Genomic DNA, 21057 nt, shown 5'->3' with positions numbered 1-21057 from the left:
CCGGTAAAGTGCCCCTAGAGCAGCAAACCCAACGGGAGGAGACGAATATGGCAAGCCCTGTACTCGAAGCAGAGATCGCGACCGCGGCGTCGCCGGAGAAGGTCTGGTCAATCGTTTCCGACCTGCCGCGGATGAGCGAATGGAGCCCCCGCACCCGCAAGACCTTCGTGCTTGGTGGACAGGTTCGTGAGGGCGCACTGGCGTTCAACATCAATCGCAAAGGCATGCTGTACTGGCCGACGCGCACCCGCGTCGTGGCTATCGAACCGCACGAGCGCATCGCGTTCAAGGTTCTCGAAAACAACAGTGTCTGGTCATTCACACTGCAGGCTGAGGACGGCGGCACCCGTATCGTGCAGCGGCGCGAGGCGCCCAACGGCACGAGCGCAGTGTCACGAGCGATGGTGAAAGTCTTCCTCGGTGGTAACGACGATTTCGAGGCAGACCTCGTCGCCGGAATGAACACGACCCTGGAGCGGATCAAAGCCGAAGCTGAGAAGTAGCCCGACGGGATGGAGCAGGCCTCACCCGCGACGACCGCCGACGTTTTCCGCGATGAGATCACGCGGCATACGGTCGTCACGGACCCGAAGACGGGCGATGAGTATCGCTTCTACCTGCTGAATCGCGCGTACGAAGGTCGCCAGCCCGTGGTGATCTACAACGGGTTCGGCTCCACGCCGAATACCACTCTGGGCCAGCAGTACCTGTGGGAGTACGCCCGCGCGCTTGAGCGCCCCATCATCGCACCGATGGCATCGCACGTCCGCCGACGTGTGCACCGCCGGATCTTTGGGGACGGTCATGCGCGGGCACTGGCGCGAATTACGAACGACAAGCTCCACGTCGCGGGCATGTCCTGGGGCGGTGTCGCGGCGTATTCCGTCGCGGAGACCCTGGCAGGCCAAACCGACCATCTTGTCACCCTGTCGTCGGTAGGAACTCTCGATCACCTGACTGAGTATGTTTTCCATGCCGCCCGAATGGCGCGGTCGGAAGGCCCAGTCATACGCGATGCCCTGAAAGTCGTGGCGCAGGACTTCGATCCCCGCGACCTCGAGCACCCGCCGCCGACGTTGGACCCTCTGAGCAAGTTCCGGCGGGCACTCATCATGCGGCGCAGGTCGCTTGAGGGGGTCGCGCACACGCTCCATCCTTCAACGACCTGGCACGACATCATCGGGGAGAACGACCTGTTCACTGGGTACCAGCAACACGCGGCGGCAGTCTTGCGGCGCAACATTCTGTATCCGGGCACCGCCTCTCTGACGCTGATCCGGAATCACGGGCACATGTGGGCCCACATGAAGTCTGTGCTTGCTCTTGCGCTGCGCCGATCGCTCGCGCAGAAGGAGTCGGGTATGTACAGGGAAGTAGACATCCTCCGTACGCGCACTGACTTCTCCGGCGTCGACCCCGACAGTGTTTCCGGCCACGGAGGCCCTCGGGTAGGTTGAGCCGATGCTCCCGGTCGTCCTGCGCGGATTCGTGCCCGCAACGCTGCGACCAATCGTTGGCGAAAAGACGTTCGTGCGCGGCATGGCGTATGCCATGGACGGAGCCGTGCTCGACGCGACATGGGACAACGATGCGTTCGCACTGAGAGGCACGGTGGCGGGCAGTAATGCGAGTCTCTACTCGACGATCGCCTACTTCCGGATGCAGCGTTCACAAATAGTGTTCCGGCGCGGAGAGTGCAGTTGCCCGGTTGCCGTCAACTGCAAGCACGCGGTTGCTTTGGTGACCGCTGCGATCGGCCGTCGCTATGTCTCCACCACCCCTGCGCGCGCCCCGCAACCCCCGGCCTGGGAGCACGTTCTCAGCGCAATGCTGCCAGAAACTCCTCCGTCCGGCAGCGCCGATCTCCCCGCTGTGGCACTCGCGATTGAGCTCTCCGTTTCCGGCCTGACCAAGTTCCAGCGGACGAGTGCGATGTCCGGTCAGCGAGTACTCGCACGCCTCGTTCGCAGACAGAAGGACGGCTGGGCTGGCGCTGGAATGTCCTGGACAGGGCTGCATGGCCTAGCTCAGCGGTTCAGCCTGGATCATCGGCACGTGCAATTCTGCATCGACATGTTTGCGGTGTATCAGGCGGGATTCGGTCGCCAGTATTCCGGCTACGGCGACGAACGAGCACTCGACCTCACAACATTCAACAGCCCTCAATTATGGGGATTGCTCCAGGAAGCAGCTGCGCTTGGTGTGGCGCTCGTCCACGCCCGCCCGGAACAGGGGGAGGTCGCGGTACATGCGTCCGCGCAGTTGTGTCTCGACGTGACGGCACCGAATGGCGATCGCCGCGCTGTTACTCCGTCCGTTAATGTCGCTGATCTTCCTGACGTCACACCTATCGCATTCGTCGGGTCCGAAGGCCACGGCGTTGTGTTCACCGACAGCGGAGGCTGCCTGCACCTCGCGAGGATGACCAAGCCCGTGCCGGACCAGCTCCGTCACATACTTCTCACGCGGCAGGCACTGCCGGTGCCGCACGATGATCTCAACCGGTTCGCGACCGAGTTCTATCCACGGCTGCGCACTTTTGCGGCCGTGACCTCATCAGATCGGTCGTTCACCCCACCAGCGATCACCGGTCCGGTCTTGGCAGTCGATGTGACGTTCCAGTCGGCGCATAGCGCCACTGTGGCACCGCGGTGGAAGTACAGTGTGGGCGAATCACGCCTTGAGTACCGGCCCGGCGACAACAACGGCGACGCGGGCATTCGTGACCAGGCGAGGGAACAACAGATCATTGGTGAATTGCGGCCACCTGTAGTGGCAGCGGGTTCAATCTGGGCGTTGTTAGGTACCTGCCCCGAGATCCGGGTCGACAAACTCGACACCCCCTCGTTCGCGACTGAAGTGCTTCCAGTCCTCGAGAGTCATGAAGACGTCGATCTCTGCGTCACGGGCGCCGTGCCTGACTTCCGCGAGGTCAATGATTCCGTTGCGGTAAGGCTGTCGACGGCACACATCGCGGGAGAGTCGGACTGGTTCGATCTCAACGTCGTCATCACTGTCGACAACACGGTCGTCGCGTTTCCCGATGTCTTTCGTGCGCTCAACGCTGGTGAATCGCACATGATCCTCCCGAGCGGCGCGTACTTCTCGCTGGAGAAACCCGAGTTCGCCGCTCTCCAGAAACTCATCGACGAGGCCCGGGCGCTCGATGACAGCCCTGACGACACGCTGCGCATCAACCGTTACCAGGCGGGCTTGTGGGAGGAACTGGTCGGACTCGGCGTCGTCGGTGAACAGGCCGAGGAGTGGCGGCGCAGCGTCGACGGACTGCTCAATTACCAGGGAATGGCTGCCGGTGTGCCACACACGTTGAAGGCGGTGCTCCGCCCGTACCAGCAGGAAGGGTTCGAGTGGCTAGCGTTCCTGTGGTCCACGCGTCTTGGCGGAATCCTCGCCGACGATATGGGACTCGGCAAAACCGTGCAGGCCCTGGCCCTCATCGCGTACGCGCGAATCCAGGAGCCGCACGCAAGCCCGTTCCTCATCGTCGCGCCCACCAGTGTCATCACGAACTGGGTCCACGAAGCGCAGCGCTTCGTTCCGGATCTCGCTGTGTCTGTTCTGACGGACACACTCCGCCGCCGCGGCCAGAGCCTCGCCGAGGCTGTTCGCGGCGCCGACCTCGTCGTCACCTCCTACACGCTGTTCCGTCTCGACTTCGAAGAGTACGGCCCGCGGGAGTGGGCGGGGATGTTGCTCGATGAGGCGCAGATCGCGAAGAACCGGCAGGCGAAGATCTACCAGTGCTGCCGGCAACTCGATGCTCCGTTCAAGCTCGCCATCACGGGCACCCCGATCGAGAACAATGTGATGGAGCTGTGGTCTTTGCTCTCCATCACAGCGCCGGGCTTGTTCCCAAATCCGCATGATTTCAAGGAGGTTTACGCGAATCCGATCGAGAAACTTCACGACAGGGAGATGCTCCACCAGCTGAAACGCAGAATCGCGCCACTCGTCCGTCGCCGGACGAAAGAACTCGTGGCCGCCGATCTTCCGCCCAAACAAGAGCAGATTGTCGAGGTTGATCTCCACCCGCGCCATCGCAAGGCTTACGAAACGCGGTTGCAGCGGGAGCGACAGAAGGTGATGGGCCTGGTTGACGACCTTGGCCGGCACCGCATGACGATCCTTCAGTCACTCACGACGCTGCGGCAATTGAGCTTGCACGCAGGCTTAGTCGACGAAGCTCATGAGCGGATTCCGGCTGCGAAGATCGACGTGCTGATCGACCACCTGGATGAGGTGGTCGCTGGCGGGCACCGGGCCCTCGTTTTCAGCCAGTTCACCGGCTTCCTGCGACTGGTGCGTAAGCGTCTGGAAAGCGAAGAGGTCTCCTACGCTTACCTTGATGGCCGCACGCGGAACAGGGGTGCCGTCATCGACAGGTTCCGGTCAGGTAAGGATTCAGTGTTCCTGATCAGTCTGAAAGCGGGAGGTTTCGGTCTCAACCTCACGGAAGCGGACTACGTTTTCATCCTTGATCCATGGTGGAACCCCGCGACGGAAGCTCAGGCCGTCGATCGTACGCACCGGATCGGACAGGACCGTCAGGTGATGGTGTACCGGCTGATTTCTGAAGGAACGATCGAGGAGAAGGTGATGGCGCTCAAGAAGCGCAAGGCTGATCTCTTCACCAGCGTGCTCGATGAAGGCGCTGCGTTCGGTGATGCGCTGAGCGCGGAGGACATCCGAACTCTCTTTGCGTAACGACGTGCTAGGGCACCAGGGCGTTGTAAATAAGCAGGACACACGCGATGACCAGCAGCACGAGCACCAGTGCAAACAAGGCGCCGCGCGCCGGGTTGCCTCCAATGTAAGGCGGCTTGCGCTCACTTCCTCCGGCTGGTTCTGGCACGGGCGGATCGAGACGCTCGTCTCGCATCCAGTCGTAGCTCCTCTTCGCCGGATCTTCCTCTTCAGGACGGCTGTCCGGAGCGGCCATGTGCGTCCTTTCGTAGCTTATTTTTGACCACCCTAGTGACTGCGGGAAAAACACCCGACACCGGTTGCCGCGTAACATTCCTGTTAGCAGCAAGGTCGCTGACATGTGGAGCGGCCGCTATCCCGTCATGTGTGTTGCCTTGACCCGCTGTGGATGAGTATGCGTATACGCTGGTCGGCGCGGTTAAAGTCGGCCTTTTTTGGGTATGGAATCCATGACGATCTGGTGACGTTATTGCGAGTAGACGCGCGTCACATCCCATACTCGCCAGAACGCCGGTAGCGTTGATAGATCAGATCGGGAGGAGACGCCCATGAGCACTTCAGAACGTCCTCGCGACAGGGATGAGCTGAATCGCGAGATCACGTCCCTGCAGTCGGAAGTGGGTGCCCTGCGGCGTCAACTTTCGCAGCACCCCCAGAAAGTCCGTGAACTCGAAGTCCGGATTGAATCGCTGACTTCCCGCAATGCCAAGCTGCTCGACACGCTGAAGGAAGCGCGTCAGCAGTTGCTCAATCTGAGGGAGGAAGTCGACCGGTTAGGTCAGCCACCGAGTGGCTACGGCGTAGTCGTGGGCGTGCACGATGACGACTCCGCGGATGTCTTCACCTCTGGCCGGAAGATGCGGCTTCTCTGCTCTCCGAATGTGGATTCACAGTCGCTGCGGAAAGGGCAGACTGTCCGGCTCAACGAGGCACTGACGATTATCGAGGCAGGCAAGTTCGAGCAGACTGGCGAGATTTGCGCGCTTCGTGAAGTGCTTGACGACGGACACCGTGCGCTGGTCGTCGGCCATGCCGACGAGGAGCGCGTCATATGGCTCGCCGATCCGCTGGTAAACCAGGATGACTCGGATCCGTTCTCGCCCCCGCGTGCGCTTCGGCCCGGTGATTCCCTCCTTGTCGATACAAAAGCCGGGTATGCGTTCGAGCGCATTCCGAAGGCAGAGGTCGAAGATCTGGTGCTCGAAGAAGTTCCGGACGTCGGCTACAACGACATCGGTGGTTTGTCTCGGCAGATCGAACAGATCCGCGATGCTGTCGAGTTGCCGTTCCTGCACCGCGATCTGTTCCGCGAGTATTCGCTGCGCCCGCCGAAGGGTGTTCTGCTCTACGGTCCGCCCGGCTGCGGTAAGACGCTGATCGCCAAAGCTGTGGCGAATTCGCTGGCAAAGAAGATAGCGGAAGCGCGCGGCGAGGATAGCCGTGAAGCGAAGTCGTTCTTCTTGAACATCAAAGGCCCCGAGCTTCTCAACAAGTTCGTGGGTGAGACCGAGCGGCACATCCGGCTGATCTTCCAGCGTGCGCGTGAAAAGGCATCTGAAGGTACGCCCGTCATCGTGTTCTTCGACGAAATGGACTCGATCTTCCGGACCCGCGGCTCAGGTGTGTCGTCTGATGTCGAGACGACGGTGGTCCCGCAGTTGCTCAGCGAGATCGACGGCGTGGAAGGCTTGGAGAACGTCATCGTCATCGGCGCGTCAAACCGCGAGGACATGATCGATCCGGCGATTCTGCGCCCGGGCCGCCTCGACGTCAAGATCAAGATCGAGCGCCCGGACGCGGAATCCGCGATGGACATCTTCTCGAAGTACCTGGTTCCGTCGCTGCCCATCAACTCGGAAGACATCGGTGAATTCGGTGGTGATCGGGACGCGTGTGTCCGCGCCATCATCGAGCGAGTTGTTGAACGGATGTACGCCGAGAGCGAGGATAACCGTTTCCTCGAGGTGACCTACGCCAATGGTGACAAGGAAATCCTCTACTTCAAGGACTTCAACTCGGGCGCGATGATCCAGAACATCGTTGACCGTGCCAAGAAGTTCGCGATCAAGGAATTCCTCGATACCGGCATGGCTGGCCTCCGCATTCAGCATCTCTACGATTCGATCGTCGACGAGTTCTCCGAAAACGAGGATCTGCCGAACACAACCAATCCAGATGACTGGGCGCGGATTTCCGGGAAGAAGGGCGAGCGGATCGTTTACATTCGCACGCTCGTCACCGGGAAGAACGCGAGTGCGAGCAGGGCGATCGATACCGAATCGAACACCGGCCAGTATCTCTGACCCCCGTAATCGATACATCTGGAACATCACAGATAGGCTGGTGACTCATGCAGCGCATCATGGGCACCGAGGTCGAGTATGGGATCAGTTCGCCGGACGACAGGACTGCGAACCCGATCCTTACCTCTACACAGGCAGTGCTGGCGTATGCGGCGGCCGCGGGTCTGCCGCGGGCGCGCCGCACACGATGGGACTACGAGGTCGAATCGCCGCTGCGTGACGCGCGCGGTTTCGACCTCGGCCGCTACGGAGGACCGGCCCCGGTGATCGACGCCGACGAGGTGGGGGCAGCCAACATGATCCTCACTAACGGCGCCCGTCTCTACGTGGACCACGCCCACCCCGAGTACTCCTGCCCGGAGGTGACCGATCCGCTCGACGCAGTGATTTGGGACAAGGCGGGGGAGCGGGTGATGGATGCGGCAGCCCGATTCACCGCTTCCGTGCCGGGTAATCCGCGTCTTCAGCTCTACAAGAACAATGTTGACGGCAAAGGCGCCTCATACGGGAGTCACGAAAACTACCTCATGCGGCGGGATACGCCGTTCTCGTCAGTGGTCAGTGGGCTCACGCCGTTCTTTGCGTCGCGCCAGGTCATCACCGGCTCGGGCCGGGTAGGCCTGGGCCAGCAGGGAGACCGTGAAGGCTTCCAGCTGTCTCAGCGTTCGGACTACATCGAAGTAGAGGTAGGCCTGGAAACGACCCTGAAGCGGGGAATCATCAATACCCGCGATGAGCCGCATGCGGACGCCGAGAAATACCGGCGATTACATGTGATCATCGGCGATGCAAATCTCTCGGAAACTTCGACGTACCTGAAGCTCGGTACGACCGCGCTTGTGCTCGACATGATCGAGGCGGGAGCCGACTTCACTGACCTCGAACTCGCGAGTGCGGTCGAGGCCGTCCACGTGATCAGCCATGACCCCACTCTCCAAGTGAAGGTGACGCTTGCTGACGGGCGTGAGTTCCGTGGCCTCGACTTGCAGCGTGAATACGCCGAACGCGTAGGCGACTTCCTCGATCGCCGCCGTATCACCGACGAACGCAGCCGCCACGTTGTGGAGACGTGGCATGACGTGCTTGACGCACTCGCACGCGATCCTATGGAATGCGCGAACATCCTCGACTGGCCAGCGAAGCTGCGACTCCTTGAAGGCTTCCGTCAGCGCGAAGGTCTGTCGTGGTCCGCGCCACGGCTGCATCTCGTTGACCTCCAATACTCCGATGTCCGCCTCGACAAGGGCCTCTACAACCGCCTAGTCGCGCGTGGGTCGATGAAACGGCTAGTCACCGAGGAACAAGTCCTCCACGCCATGGACAACCCGCCAGACGGCACCAGAGCCTACTTTCGCGGTGAATGTTTGCGGCGGTTCGGCGGTGAGATCGCAGCGGCCTCCTGGGACTCGGTCATTTTCGACCTCGGCGGTGATTCGCTCGTACGGATCCCCACCCTGGAACCCCTGCGCGGGACCCGCGCGCACGTTGAAGAACTGCTGGATTCGGTGCATTCCGCGCGGGAACTTGTCGACCAGCTCACGAAGTGATGATCAGCAACTACCGGCCAATCCCGGCCTTTCCCCGGAACGGTCGGTAGTGTTGGAAATATCGAGCAGTCGGCCCGCAGGGCGGACGAAGCGAGAGGGAGGTGGGCGTAATGGCGCAAGATCAGGTCAAGCGCAAAGGTGGCGGAGACGGTGATGAATCTGCCGACGGCGCTGCCCCAGCGGGTCAGGAGCGGCGGGAGAAACTGGCCGAGGAAACTGACGACCTTCTCGATGAGATCGACGACGTGCTCGAAGAGAACGCCGAGGACTTCGTTCGCGCGTACGTGCAGAAGGGCGGCCAGTGACAGCGGATGATCTGTGGCGTCTGGGCCGAGGTGGCGCACCAGCGCATGAGCGATACTCCCAACTCTCGTCGTTCACCGACTATCTCCGCCAGAACGCGCCGGAACTTCTGCCAGGTAACAGGCACGGAGCGTTGCAGGTGAGTAGCGACGTGGCTCCGCATGGCACGACAATTACCGCTCTCACTTTCGAGGGCGGTGTCGTGATGGCGGGCGACCGGCGGGCAACGATGGGAAATCTCATCGCCAGTCGTGACATCGAAAAAGTCTTCATCACCGACGAGTATTCGGCCGTCGGGATCGCCGGTACCGCCGGCGTGGCGGTCGAGCTTGTTCGCCTGTTCGCAGTGGAACTGGAGCATTACGAGAAGCTCGAGGGCGTGTCGCTCACTCTTGACGGCAAGGCGAATCGTCTCGCATCGATGGTGCGCGGTAACCTCGGCGCTGCTTTACAGGGTCTCGCGGTGATACCCCTGTTTGCAGGCTACGAAATTGATGCTCCCGAACCGGAACGCGGCGGCCGTATCGTCTCGTTCGACGTGACCGGCGGCCGCTATGAGGAGCACACCGGCTATTACGCGGTGGGTTCAGGATCATTGTTTGCCCGGTCGGCGCTGAAGAAGCTGTACCGGCGCGGGCTTGCGCAACAGGACGCGGTGCGCTGCGCGGTCGAGGCGCTGTACGACGCGTCCGACGACGACACGGCAACGGGCGGTCCGGACATGGTGCGCGGGCTCTTCCCCACAGTTGTTGTCATCACAGCTGACGGCGCGGACCGCGTGCCTGAAGAGACGGTCGGTGAGATCGCGAGGACGATCATTGCGGAGCGTGACGAGACGACGTCACCCGACGGCGGAGGGGGTGTGCTCTGATGGCTATGGGTCTCCCGTACTACGCATCGGCCGAGCAGATCATGCGCGATCGCTCGGAACTGGCCCGGAAGGGCATTGCGCGCGGACGCAGCGTCGTCGTCCTGACCTACGCTGACGGCGTACTTTTCGTCGCGGAGAATCCCTCCACGGCGCTGCACAAGGTGAGCGAATTGTATGACCGCCTTGGCTTTGCCGCTGTAGGCAAGTACAACGAGTTTGAAAACCTCCGTCGCTCGGGCATCTTGCATGCCGATATGCGCGGCTACTCGTACGATCGCCGCGACGTGACGGGACGCGCTCTGGCCAACGCGTACGCTCAGTTGCTCGGAACGATTTTCACCGAGCAGCCCAAGCCTTACGAAGTGGAGCTGTGTGTGGCTGAAGTGGGTGCGCCACGGCAGCCGCGCGCCGCTCAGCTGTACCGGATCTCTTATGACGGTTCGATTGCCGATGAGCCGAACTACATCGTGATGGGCGGCTCCACCGAGCCAATCGTGACCGAACTGAAGGAGTCGTACGACCACAGCTTCCCGCTGGAACGAGCAATACCGGTTGCGGTCGGAGCACTCCAGAAGGCTGCCGCGCCCTCAGGGCAGCCCGCAGGTCAGGGGGGACAGTCCGAGGGGCGCATTCTTGGGCCGAATGCGCTCGAAGTAGCGATTCTGGATCAGAACAAGCCGCGCCGTGCGTTCCGTCGGATCCGTGGTCCTCAGCTGGAATCGATCCTGTCCGCTGAGGCGCAAAACTAGCAAACGAACAGCCTCGAACCATGCACACGCCGTGCCCACCTCCCCGCGACAACCAGATATTGAGACGGGACTTCCTGTCGCGCAGAGGTGGGCACGGCGTGATGGGCCTTGGCCCTAAGAGGGTGGGCCTCCCCAGTCAGGCAGCGTTTTGCCCGTGTGCGCTCCAGAAGCGCTGTGTCAGCAACGCCACTGTGACACCTACCGCGCTGCCAGCTACAACGTCAGAAGGCCAATGAGCGCCAGTATGGACGCGCGAGTACGCGATTGCGCCAGCAAGTGGCGCGATGAGGTATCCGGCAGTCCGCGACTCGATCGCCACGCCCGTGGTGAAGGCGGCGGCGAGCGCAGCATGTGCGGACGGAAATGACGGCGTATCGGCCGCGTCACCGAACCGTCGCTGACCGGGAACGGCATGTGCGGGAGGCCTGTGGCGGGGAAACAATGGTTTCAGGAGTTTCGTCGCGACGAGCGTGCTCGCACCGAGGACGAGCGTGCCCCGGATCGCGCCGCGGCGGGCTGGCCCACCGACTGCGATGAGAAGTGCCGCGACGCCTACCCAGATCTGCCCACGATTAGCGGACTTGCTGAGTCCGATCATCACGCGGTCAACCGGTGTCGGCCGCCATTGTGCCGTCCGCGCGACAATCCTCCGATCGGCCCGGCCGACAGCTCGCCGCACCGCCTGTGGTCCTAGACGGTACTGGCCAGGACTCGGGTGCGCGTGGGGGATACGCGGATCCAGGCCCTCATTGGCCGGTGCATCCATGCTTTCACCCTATGCAGTTACGGGCGGCCCTGTACGGCAGATCCGCCATTGGTGACCTGATCTTGACGTGGAAGGCCGCACCGCGCAACTGCACGCGGTTCCGGGACGAATCGCTGTAGTGTGGCGAAGGTGCGGCGACGAATCATGGGTATTGAGACTGAGTTCGGTGTCACCTGCACTTTTCACGGGCACCGGAGGCTCAGTCCAGACGAGGTTGCGCGGTATTTGTTCCGGCGTGTGGTGTCGTGGGGCCGAAGCTCGAATGTGTTTTTGCGCAACGGGGCCCGACTTTACCTCGACGTAGGTTCTCATCCGGAGTACGCGACAGCGGAATGCGACGGTTTGCGTCAGCTCGTGACGCACGACCGGGCGGGCGAATGGATCCTCGAAGATCTCCTCATCGATGCTGAGCGCCGTCTCGCAGACGAGGGAATCGGCGGGGACATCTATCTGTTCAAGAACAACACCGACTCGGCAGGAAACTCATATGGCTGTCATGAGAATTTCCTGATCGTGCGCGCGGGCGAGTTTTCACGGATTTCGGATGTGCTTCTGCCGTTCCTGGTGACAAGACAGTTGATGGTTGGCGCTGGCAAAGTGCTGAACACAGCAAAAGCGGCGACGTTCTGCCTTTCCCAGCGTGCTGAACACATCTGGGAGGGAGTGTCATCGGCGACCACACGGTCACGTCCGATCATCAACACGCGTGACGAGCCACATGCAGATGCCGAGAAGTACCGGCGGCTGCACGTGATCGTCGGCGATTCGAACATGGCGGAACCGACGACTCTGCTGAAGGTCGGTTCGGCGGCGCTGGTCCTCGAGATGATCGAGGCAGGGGTGTCGTTCCGTGACTTCGCGCTGGACAACCCAATCCGCGCCATTCGTGAGATCAGTCATGACACCACTGGACGTAAGCCGGTCCGGCTGGCCGGCGGCCGGCAGGCAAGTGCGCTGAACATCCAGCGTGAGTACTACAGCCGCGCTGTGGACTTCATGGCCTCGCGTGACCCAGACCCAGACATGGACCAGGTTGTCGACTTGTGGGGACGGATGCTGGATGCGGTCGAGGCTCAGGATTTCTCCAAGGTCGACACAGAGATCGACTGGGTGATCAAACGGAAGTTGTTCCGGCGTTACGAGGATCGTTTCGGAATGTCACTCGGAGACCCGAAGATCGCTCAGATTGATTTGGCGTACCACGACATCAAACGTGGCCGCGGAGTGTTCGACGTGCTGCAGCGCAAAGGTCTCGTGTCGCGCGTGACAGAGGATGGCGATATCAAGGCGGCGATGGATACACCGCCGCAGACGACACGGGCGAAATTGCGCGGCGAGTTCATCGCAGCAGCACAGGCTGCTGGCAGGGACTTCACGGTCGACTGGGTCCATTTGAAGCTGAATGATCAGGCGCAGCGGACAGTGCTCTGTAAGGATCCGTTCCGGTCAGTGGATGAGCGCGTGGAGCGCTTGATCGCGGCGATGTAGGAAGCGGCAGAAAGGGCGCGGCTCTCTTGTCGATTACGAGGGCAGAACGACTCGTCAACCTGGTGATTGCTCTTCTTTCGACCAGGCAGTTCCTGACAGCGGAGCAAATACGCGAAACTGTCATGGGCTACCCGGACGACGCGAGCGAAGATGCGTACACGCGGATGTTCGAGCGAGACAAGGCGGAACTGCGTGACCTCGGTGTGCCCCTGGAAACCGGCCGCGCGTCGTGGCATTCACCCACGGAGGGGTACCGCATCAACCGGGACGCCTACGAATTGCCCGACGTGCAGCTCACCCATGGTGAAGCCGCCGCGGTGGCGGTCGCCGCGCACCTGTGGCAATCACCGGAACTGCATTCAGCGACGCAATCAGCACTTCTGAAGCTTCGTGCGGGCGGTGTCACGGTGGACGATACTGTGCCGGTCGCGGCGATGCCGCTGCGTACGCGTGGCTCGGAGAGCGTCATGACGAAGCTCCTCAACGCTATCGACGAGGGGCGAGCTGTGCGTTTCTCGCATCGTCGTCAGCCAGGCGAGCCTTACGCATCACGGACCGTGGAACCGTGGGGTATCGCGACGTGGCACGGCAAGTGGTATTTGGTGGGCTACGACAGCGCCAAGGAAGCGACGAGAACGTTCCGGCTGTCGCGGATAGCTGACGACGTGACAGCCGTGGGCCCCGCGGATGCAGTAAGTAAGCCTGCTGACGCCGATGTGCGGGAGATCGTGAAGCAGGCGGTGTCATCGACTGTCTCTGGTGGTGCGGCGCGCGTGTGGGTCGCGGACGGCCGGGCGCATGAACTGCGGCGAATCGCGTCCTCGGCACGGCCGCAAGAGATGAATGGCCGTGCAGGCAGCGTTCTCGAGCTTCCTGTGTCGTCCTGGGAGTGGCTGGCGCGAGTGGTGGCCGGTCACGGGGCGGATGCCCTCGCCGACGAGCCACAGCAACTGCGTGAGCAGGTCATCGAGCTGCTCCAAGGCGCCGTAAGCACCAATCGAGTCACTGAGAGGAAGGATGTATGACGGCCTCTCGTGTGTCTGCCCGGCTGGTTAGGCTGCTGAACTTGGTCCCGTATCTGCTCGCAAATCCGGGTATTAGCAAGACAGAGCTGGCTTCTGAATTTGGTGTCAACCAGCGTGATTTGATGCGCGACCTGAATCTGCTGTGGCTGTGTGGTTTGCCCGGCTACGGACCGGGCGACCTGATTGATCTGTCGTTCGAGGACTCGACAGTATCGGTGACGTTTTCCGCAGGCATGGAACGTCCACTGCGCTTGACGTCACCGGAAGCGACAGCGTTGCTGGTGGGCTTGCGCGCTTTGCTGGATCAGCCCGGGATGGTCGACCCCGCGGCGGCGCAGAGCGCGATCGCGAAGATTGAAGCCGCTGCTGGCGTCGCGTCGAAGGAACGGGATGAAACCGCCAAACCCGCGGTCGGTGACAGCGACGCCGCCGCGGCCGCGCGGGAAGCGGTACTGGATGGCAGGGCGCTGCGGCTGCGTTACTACTCCGCGTCCCGAGACGCCCTTACTGAGCGGGTGGTCGATCCGATCCGGACGCTCCTCGTCGACGATCAGAGCTATCTGCAAGCGTGGTGCCGGATGGCGGAGGGCGTGCGTTTGTTCCGCTTCGATCGAATCGATGATGCGACCGTCCTGGACGAGCCTGCGGTGGTGCCCGAAGGAGCGCGCGGTGAGATCGGCACTGGACTCTTCAGTGACGACGCGACACTGCCGGTGGCGACGCTCCGGATTGCGCCCGAGGCGGCATGGTTCCTTGATTACTATCCGGTGGAGCACACCGGCGAGCCCGACAGTGACGGATGGATCACTGGGTCTATGCGTTTTGCGAGCAGTGACTGGATGGCGCGTTTGCTCGTGGGTTTCGGGTCGCACGTTGCGGTTGTGTCGCCGCCCGAGCTGGTGGAACGAGTGCAGCAACGCGCCGAGGCGGGCCTTGCGGCATACGCCAATGCTGGCCTGGCAGCGTACGGTTGAGGGGTGGCAGCCCTAATTGACGCGTGAACCTTCTATGAACGCTTCACCCGCCGGGCCGGTGCGAAAGGGAAACTCCGGTAGCATCGCTAGAGAGACTTGATTGGGAGGCTAAATCGTGGGTGCAATGAGCCTGTGGCATTGGCTGATCGTTCTTCTGATTGCCGTGATCTTGTTCGGGTCGAAGCGGCTGCCGGATGCTGCTCGCGGACTGGGGCGTTCACTGCGGATCTTCAAGACTGAGATCAAGGAGATGCAGCATGAGGGCGACCAGAAGCAGGGTGAGCAGGCGAAGCAGGAGCCGCCGCAGCTGACATCGGCGCCTGAGCAGCGCGCGCAGTCCGTGGACGGTCAAACGGCGGATCCACAGACCGCGGAGCCGCGGCCGGGTACGCCGCAAGCGGGCCAGCAGTCGTAACGGCGGAATTACTCACGGCGGAACGTTGTGTTCGGCCGGACTGGAAGCTGAGTTCCCCGCCCCTTCGTCAGAAGAAGTACAACGGTGCGTTTGCCTCTTACCTCCCGGCGCAGAAAGCGCAGGGCTAATCCGGACGGCACCATGCCGCTGGTCGAGCACCTCTATGAGTTGCGCACCCGCTTGCTGGTGTCGCTTGCCGCTGTGATCGTGACGACGGCGCTGGCGTTCTTCTGGTATTCCTATCAGGTTTTCGGCCTCGAATCGCTTGGTGAGTTGCTGCGTGGCCCTTATTGCGCACTCCCGCCTGAAAGCCGTGCTGATCTGACATCGGGCGGCGCGGATGGCTGCCGCCTGCTGGCGACCGGCCCCTTCGAGCAATTCATGCTGCGCCTGAAAGTAGCGGTCACCGCGGGGATCGTCGTGGCCTGCCCGGTGTGGCTGTACCAAATCTGGGCGTTCATCGTGCCGGCGCTGCACCGCAATGAGCGACGCCTTGCAATGACTTTCGTCGCCTGCGGGGCCGCTCTCTTCATCGGTGGTGCGGTCCTCGCGTACTACCTGGTTGCCTACGCTCTTAGCTTCCTGCTCACAATCGGTGACAATGTGCAGGTCACAGCACTGAGTGGCCAGGAGTATTTCGGCTTCATCATTCGATTGATCATCATTTTCGGGGTGAGTTTCGAACTTCCGTTGCTGATTGTGATGCTGAACCGCGTAGGCGTTCTGCCGTACGCGAAGCTGAAGGCATGGCGCCGGGGCCTGATCTTTTCCCTATTCGTTTTCGCCGCGATCGTCACGCCCCACGACCCCTTCTCGATGCTCGCACTGGCCCTGGTGCTGACGGTCCTCTTCGAAGCTGCCGTGCAGGCCTCGCGGCTCCATGACCGTCGCAAGGCGCGCAAGCACTTCGAACAGTTCGGAGATATCGGTGACGACGAAGCGGCACCGGTGGGACCGGCCGCACCACTCGACGAAGACAAGGCGACCAGAACGAAGTGAGTGAAGCGCAGAACCCGCAGACGGAACGCGCTGCGTTCGCCGCTATGCTGCCATTCCCCATGGACCCCTTCCAGGTTCGTGCGTGTGACGCGCTCGAGGGCGGCCACGGCGTGCTGGTATGCGCCCCAACTGGGGCAGGCAAGACAGTTGTGGGGGAATTCGCGGTTCACCTGGCATTGAGCTCGGGCCGCAAATGCTTCTACACGACTCCGATCAAGGCGCTGTCGAACCAGAAGTACAACGATCTCGTCGCGCGGTACGACAGGGACACAGTCGGGCTCCTCACCGGGGATCAAAGCATCAACTCGGAAGCCCCGGTTGTGGTCATGACGACCGAAGTTCTCCGGAACATGCTGTACGCCGGGTCCGATACGCTGCGCGGATTGTCACACGTGGTGATGGACGAAGTGCACTTCCTCGCCGACCGTTTCCGTGGGGCAGTGTGGGAGGAAGTGATCCTTCACCTCGCGGATGATGTGGCGCTAGTCAGCTTGTCCGCGACTGTCAGCAATGCCGAGGAATTCGGCGCCTGGATGGAAACCGTTCGCGGCGACACGACGGTCATCGTCGATGAAACGCGCCCTGTGCCACTGTGGCAGCACATGCTCGTAGGTCCACGACTGCTAGATCTCTTTCCGAGTCGTTCAACGGGGAAAGGCTCGCGCGCGCTGAACCCCGATCTCCTTGTGCATGTGCGCAAACGCCTCGCCGCCGCCGGGGCAGAGCGTGGTCACTATCGGCAGTCGAACCGCGACAGGGGACGCTTCAGGGGCGGCAACGGTGCCCGGTTCCGGCCTCCTGGCCGCGCGGAGATCATTGCGCGGCTCGACGGCGAGGGCTTGCTCCCCGCGATCACGTTCGTCTTCAGCCGCGCGGGCTGTGATGCGGCGGTCGGCCAATGTGTCCGGGCCGGGCTGGCTCTGACGACAGAAGCGGAAGCGAAAGAGATCCGCGCGATCATCACCAGGCACACTGGGGAACTGCCTCCAGCTGACCTGCAGGTTCTGGGTTTCTCAGGTTGGTGCACTGCGCTCGAGAGAGGCATCGCGGCGCATCATGCTGGCATGCTGCCCGCGTTCCGGCACACTGTGGAAGAACTCTTCGTCAAAGGGCTTGTTCGCGCTGTTTTCGCAACGGAAACGCTTGCGCTGGGAATCAACATGCCCGCGCGCACTGTGGTCCTCGAAAGCCTGGTCAAATTCAACGGTGACACGCACGCGGACCTGACGCCGGGTGAGTACACGCAGCTGACCGGGCGCGCGGGGCGGCGGGGAATTGACATCGAGGGCCACGCTGTTGTGTTGTGGCAGCCTGGCGTCGACCCGGAAATGGTCGCAGGTCTCGCCTCGACCCGGACATTTCCGCTTCGCAGTTCATTCGCGCCCGGTTACAACATGGCGATCAACCTGCTTCGTCAGCGACCAGCGGAAGATGCCCGCGCACTACTGGAGCGGTCGTTCGCGCAGTTTCAGACCGACAGATCGGTTGTGGGTGCCGCGCGGACCGTCGAACGAAACGAGCGCGAACTCGAACGGCTTGAAGGCCGCGTCGACTGCCACCTGGGCGACTTCGCTGAGTACGCGCGACTGCGTCGCGGCATTTCTCAGCGTGAGAAGGATCTGGAGCGCAGCGCCACCGCGGAACGCCGGGACGCCGCGGCGTCGTCACTGGTCAAGCTCCGGCGCGGGGACGTCATTGTAATTCCCAGCGGGCGGCGGGCCGGCGTGGCGGCAGTGGTAGAGCCCGATCGTGAGTTCGATGATCCTCGCCCGCTGGTGATCACCGATTCCGCCTGGGCGGGGCGAGTCACACTACGTGATTTTCCGATCCCCGTGCAGACGCTCGGTGCTGTGCGGCTGCCGCGGCATATCGACTTCCGCTCCGCTCAGGTCCGGCGCGACCTTGCCTCCACATTGCGGAACCTGGGGTATACGCCGCCACACCGGGCGCCGGGCCGGAAGGGCAAGAAGGCCGCAGCGGCGAACGACAAGGAACTTGCCCGGATGCGGCGCACGCTGAAAGCGCATCCCTGTCACAGCTGTGAGGAGCGGGAAGAGCACGCACGCTGGTTCGAGCGGTACGACAGGCTCAAGGCTGACACCGACCGGCTGCGGCGGCAGATGAACCTCGCTTCTTCCTCGCTGGCCCGAACGTTCGACCGGATCGTCACATTATTGACCGAGCGCGGGTACGTCAGTGAGGCGAGCGACACCGCCGATTCCACTGTCACTGAAGAGGGCGAGTGGCTGAGCCGGATCTACAGCGAAAGTGACTTGCTCGTGGCTGAGGCGCTGCGCCGCGGAATCTGGAAAGGTCTTGGCCCGGCCGAGCTTGCCGCAACCGTGTCGGCCGTCGTTTTCGAGACCCGCAGAGAAGGCGTCACAGCAGGTCATGTGCCCACTGCGCCGCTGCGGCGCTCGCTGGCGGACACGATGCGCATCTGGGAGGAAATCCATTCAGACGAGCTGAGGCACAAGCTGCCGACAATGCGTGAACCAGACGCTGGTTTCGTGCACGCCGCGTACCTCTGGGCCACAGAGGCGCCGCTCGTTGAAGCGCTGCTTGCAGCGAACGAAATCTCCGCCGGGGACTTCGTGCGCTGGTGTCGGCAACTCATTGATTTGCTGGACCAGATCCGGATAGCCGCCCCGGACCGGGAGGTAAGGTCAACCGCAGGGAAAGCCATCGCGGCCGTGCGTCGTGGAGTAGTCGCCGTAGATGCTGACGAGTAGGGGCGGACGTGTCTGATCCCAATTACGATCCATGGTCACGCGGCGGCAGCGGCGAGCCGCAAGGTCTTGGCGGTTACGGGCAACCAGTACCGCCGCCCGCGGAGCAGCCCTACGGCTATCCGCCGCCACCGGCCGCGGCGCCCACCACCCAGCCAGGAAAGCCCACGCCAGCAACGCCCGGGACCGGCCGGGACAGTGAGTCGAACGGCTCGCGGAAGACCCTCGCAGCGGTCCTCCTAGCCGGAGCGGGACTAGTCATCGTGGGGGCCCTGCTGCTCCTTGGTTTCGTGTGGCCAGGAGGCGGTCTCCTCGTCAGCCAGACGTTCGAGCGGGGCGCGGTCGAAGCAGGTGTCGCGCAAATCATCACCGACGTGTACCGGGCGGGGAGCGTCGGCGCGGTAGATTGTCCTGCCAATCAAGAGGTGCGCAGCGGTTCGGTTTTCACCTGCCTTGTGACGGTCGACGGTGAACCCCGCCGCGTCGAAGTGACGGTCCTGAACGACAATGGCGAGTACGAAGTCGGTAACCCGTACTGACACCAGATCACCAGTCAGGGAATCCGTCTGGCCGTGCCGCATCATGATCGGCAGAATGGACGTATGGGACACGGTCACAGTGAGCTTCCATCTATTGATCAGGTACGCGACCGAGCAGGTGACGCGCTCGCACGCTGCGGGGTAACGCTGCGGTCATCACTGCAGGAAGGGTCGGACAGCGTTGCGCTCCTTACAGTGCGGACGCCCATCAACGGTGCTGTAGTCGCCGAAATACCGGCGGCATCCGCAGGCGATGTCCAGGCTGCTGTAGCCGCGGCAGCCGAAGCGTTCATTGACTGGCGTGTGACCCCGGCGCCAGCACGTGGGGAAGTAGTGCGCCGGTTCGGCGAAAATCTCCGCGAACACAAAAACGATCTCGCTGAACTCGTCACGCTCGAAGCTGGGAAGATCGAATCGGAAGCTCGGGGTGAAGTTCAGGAAATGATTGACGTGTGTGACTTCGCGGTGGGTTTGTCACGCCAGTTGTATGGGCTCACAATGGCATCCGAACGGCCAGGGCACCGGCTCATGGAGACGTGGCACCCGCTCGGTGTCACCGCCGTCATCACAGCATTCAATTTTCCGGTTGCAGTGTGGGCGTGGAACACCGCCATCGCGCTGGTGTGCGGCAACCCAGTGGTATGGAAGCCGTCAGAACAGACACCGCTGACTGCGCTCGCCTGCGATTCACTGTTAAAAAAGGCCTTCGCGGAGACCCGAACGGACCCGCGTCTGCATTCAGTCCTCCCTGGCGGGCGCGCCGTTGGCGAAGCTCTCATCGATGACACGCGGACAGCTCTAGTGAGCGCGACGGGGTCGGTGCGGATGGGCAGGGAAGTGGCGCCACGGGTCGCGGCGCGCTTCGGGAAGACTTTGCTTGAACTTGGGGGTAATAACGGTGCGATCGTCGCTCCCACGGCGGACATTGATCTCGCGGTGCGGGGCATCGTGTTTGCTGCGGCGGGGACAGCGGGGCAGCGATGCACAACGTTGCGCAGGCTGATCGTGCACGAATCTATCGCCGACGAAGTCACGGAGCGTGTCGCCAAGGCGTACAGCACGCTGCGTATCGGAAACCCATTCTCGTCGGGCGTCCTCGTCGGCCCGCTCATCGGGGGGACCTCCTACGATGCGATGAAAGCCGCACTGCAGCAGGCACAGAGCAGCGGCGGCGAACTGTTGTGTGGCGGCGAGCGTCACTACGCCGAGGAAGCCCCTGACGCGTACTACGTTTCCCCCGCACTTGTCCGGATGCCCGGCCAGGAGCCCATCGTCCACGAGGAGACGTTCGCGCCCATCCTGTATGTGATGACGTACACCGAATTCGATGAGGCGATTGCACTGCATAATGCCGTGCCACAGGGACTCGCCTCGGCTGTGTTCACCAACGATGTGCGTGAAGCAGAAACATTCCTTTCCGCTGCGGGATCCGATTGCGGGATCACTAACGTCAACATCGGGACATCAGGTGCCGAAATCGGCGGCGCGTTCGGCGGCGAGAAACACACCGGTGGGGGCCGTGAGTCGGGATCGGACGCATGGAAGGCATACATGCGCCGTGCCACGAACACTATCAATTACTCGCGTGAACTCCCGCTGGCACAAGGCGTTGAATTCGGTTGAG

The 21057-nt window shown here is 62.3% G+C and carries 18 protein-coding genes; 16 read left to right on the top strand and 2 right to left on the bottom strand.

The features are described 5' to 3' along the window. The first annotated feature begins 47 nt into the window (after positions 1–47). The 3 genes from FHU29_RS08500 to FHU29_RS08490 are packed head-to-tail and all read left to right on the top strand — an operon-like array spanning position 48 to position 4725. The gene (locus FHU29_RS08500) at positions 48–503 is read left to right on the top strand and encodes an SRPBCC family protein (RefSeq protein ID WP_064438878.1); all 456 of its coding nucleotides are present in this window, start codon (positions 48–50) and stop codon (positions 501–503) included. Between the two features lie 9 nt (positions 504–512). Continuing rightward, positions 513–1457: a hypothetical protein gene (locus FHU29_RS08495; RefSeq protein WP_064438879.1), complete on the top strand. Its 945-nt coding sequence runs from the start codon at positions 513–515 to the stop codon at positions 1455–1457. 4 nt (positions 1458–1461) lie between these two features. Next, positions 1462–4725 (top strand): DEAD/DEAH box helicase, encoded by a 3264-nt coding sequence (locus tag FHU29_RS08490; RefSeq protein WP_064438880.1) that lies wholly within the window; start codon positions 1462–1464, stop codon positions 4723–4725. 7 nt (positions 4726–4732) lie between these two features. Here FHU29_RS08490 and FHU29_RS08485 read toward each other — a convergent pair whose 3' ends face one another. Continuing rightward, the gene (locus tag FHU29_RS08485) at positions 4733–4960 is read right to left on the bottom strand and encodes a hypothetical protein (protein ID WP_064438881.1); all 228 of its coding nucleotides are present in this window, start codon (positions 4958–4960) and stop codon (positions 4733–4735) included. Between the two features lie 313 nt (positions 4961–5273). Here FHU29_RS08485 and arc point away from each other — a divergent pair, with 313 nt between their 5' ends. From arc to prcA, 5 genes are all read left to right on the top strand, one after another. Next, positions 5274–7028 (top strand): proteasome ATPase, encoded by a 1755-nt coding sequence (gene arc, locus FHU29_RS08480; protein ID WP_064438882.1) that lies wholly within the window; start codon positions 5274–5276, stop codon positions 7026–7028. A gap of 47 nt (positions 7029–7075) precedes the next feature. Further along, entirely contained in the window at positions 7076–8575 is a 1500-nt protein-coding gene (gene dop, locus FHU29_RS08475; protein WP_064438883.1) for a depupylase/deamidase Dop, read from the top strand. Positions 8576–8685: 110 nt separating this feature from the next. Next, a complete protein-coding gene (locus FHU29_RS08470) occupies positions 8686–8880 on the top strand; it encodes a ubiquitin-like protein Pup (protein ID WP_064438884.1) in 195 nt (64 codons plus the stop codon). Further along, positions 8877–9749, top strand: a complete 873-nt coding sequence (prcB, locus tag FHU29_RS08465; protein ID WP_083962115.1) for a proteasome subunit beta — start codon at positions 8877–8879, stop codon at positions 9747–9749. Before FHU29_RS08470 ends, prcB begins: the two co-directional genes overlap by 4 nt. A gap of 5 nt (positions 9750–9754) precedes the next feature. Continuing rightward, positions 9755–10498 (top strand): proteasome subunit alpha, encoded by a 744-nt coding sequence (gene prcA / locus FHU29_RS08460; protein WP_064439117.1) that lies wholly within the window; start codon positions 9755–9757, stop codon positions 10496–10498. A 136-nt stretch (positions 10499–10634) separates the two neighbouring features. On the opposite strand, the gene FHU29_RS08455 is transcribed toward prcA, so the two are convergent. Further along, positions 10635–11264 carry a phosphatase PAP2 family protein gene (locus FHU29_RS08455; protein WP_064438885.1) on the bottom strand — a complete coding sequence of 210 codons (630 nt, stop codon included), beginning with the start codon at positions 11262–11264 and terminating at the stop codon, positions 10635–10637. Between the two features lie 129 nt (positions 11265–11393). Between FHU29_RS08455 and pafA the strand changes: the two genes are divergently transcribed. The 8 genes from pafA to amaB all read left to right on the top strand — a co-directional run bounded on the left by pafA (position 11394) and on the right by amaB (position 21056). Beyond that, positions 11394–12752, top strand: a complete 1359-nt coding sequence (gene pafA, locus FHU29_RS08450) for a Pup--protein ligase (protein WP_074390736.1) — start codon at positions 11394–11396, stop codon at positions 12750–12752. Between the two features lie 26 nt (positions 12753–12778). Next, the gene (locus FHU29_RS08445; protein ID WP_064438887.1) at positions 12779–13777 is read left to right on the top strand and encodes a helix-turn-helix transcriptional regulator; all 999 of its coding nucleotides are present in this window, start codon (positions 12779–12781) and stop codon (positions 13775–13777) included. Beyond that, the gene (locus tag FHU29_RS08440) at positions 13774–14751 is read left to right on the top strand and encodes a helix-turn-helix transcriptional regulator (RefSeq protein WP_064438888.1); all 978 of its coding nucleotides are present in this window, start codon (positions 13774–13776) and stop codon (positions 14749–14751) included. Before FHU29_RS08445 ends, FHU29_RS08440 begins: the two co-directional genes overlap by 4 nt. Before the next feature lie 115 nt (positions 14752–14866). Beyond that, entirely contained in the window at positions 14867–15166 is a 300-nt protein-coding gene (gene tatA / locus FHU29_RS08435) for a Sec-independent protein translocase subunit TatA (protein ID WP_064438889.1), read from the top strand. 84 nt (positions 15167–15250) lie between these two features. After that, positions 15251–16165, top strand: a complete 915-nt coding sequence (gene tatC, locus FHU29_RS08430; RefSeq protein WP_064438890.1) for a twin-arginine translocase subunit TatC — start codon at positions 15251–15253, stop codon at positions 16163–16165. A gap of 44 nt (positions 16166–16209) precedes the next feature. Continuing rightward, on the top strand, positions 16210–18897 hold the full coding sequence (locus FHU29_RS08425; protein WP_064439118.1) for a DEAD/DEAH box helicase: 2688 nt from the start codon (positions 16210–16212) through the stop codon (positions 18895–18897). A gap of 8 nt (positions 18898–18905) precedes the next feature. Further along, positions 18906–19433 carry a DUF4333 domain-containing protein gene (locus tag FHU29_RS23655; protein ID WP_064438891.1) on the top strand — a complete coding sequence of 176 codons (528 nt, stop codon included), beginning with the start codon at positions 18906–18908 and terminating at the stop codon, positions 19431–19433. 63 nt (positions 19434–19496) lie between these two features. Further along, positions 19497–21056 (top strand): L-piperidine-6-carboxylate dehydrogenase, encoded by a 1560-nt coding sequence (amaB, locus tag FHU29_RS08415; RefSeq protein ID WP_064438892.1) that lies wholly within the window; start codon positions 19497–19499, stop codon positions 21054–21056. Position 21057 lies beyond the last annotated feature (1 nt).

The organism is Hoyosella altamirensis, from assembly GCF_014191505.1.
GTDB lineage: Bacteria > Actinomycetota > Actinomycetes > Mycobacteriales > Mycobacteriaceae > Hoyosella > Hoyosella altamirensis.
Note: the sequence above shows the minus strand (reverse complement) of the source record. Positions and strands in the feature narration are given on the sequence as shown.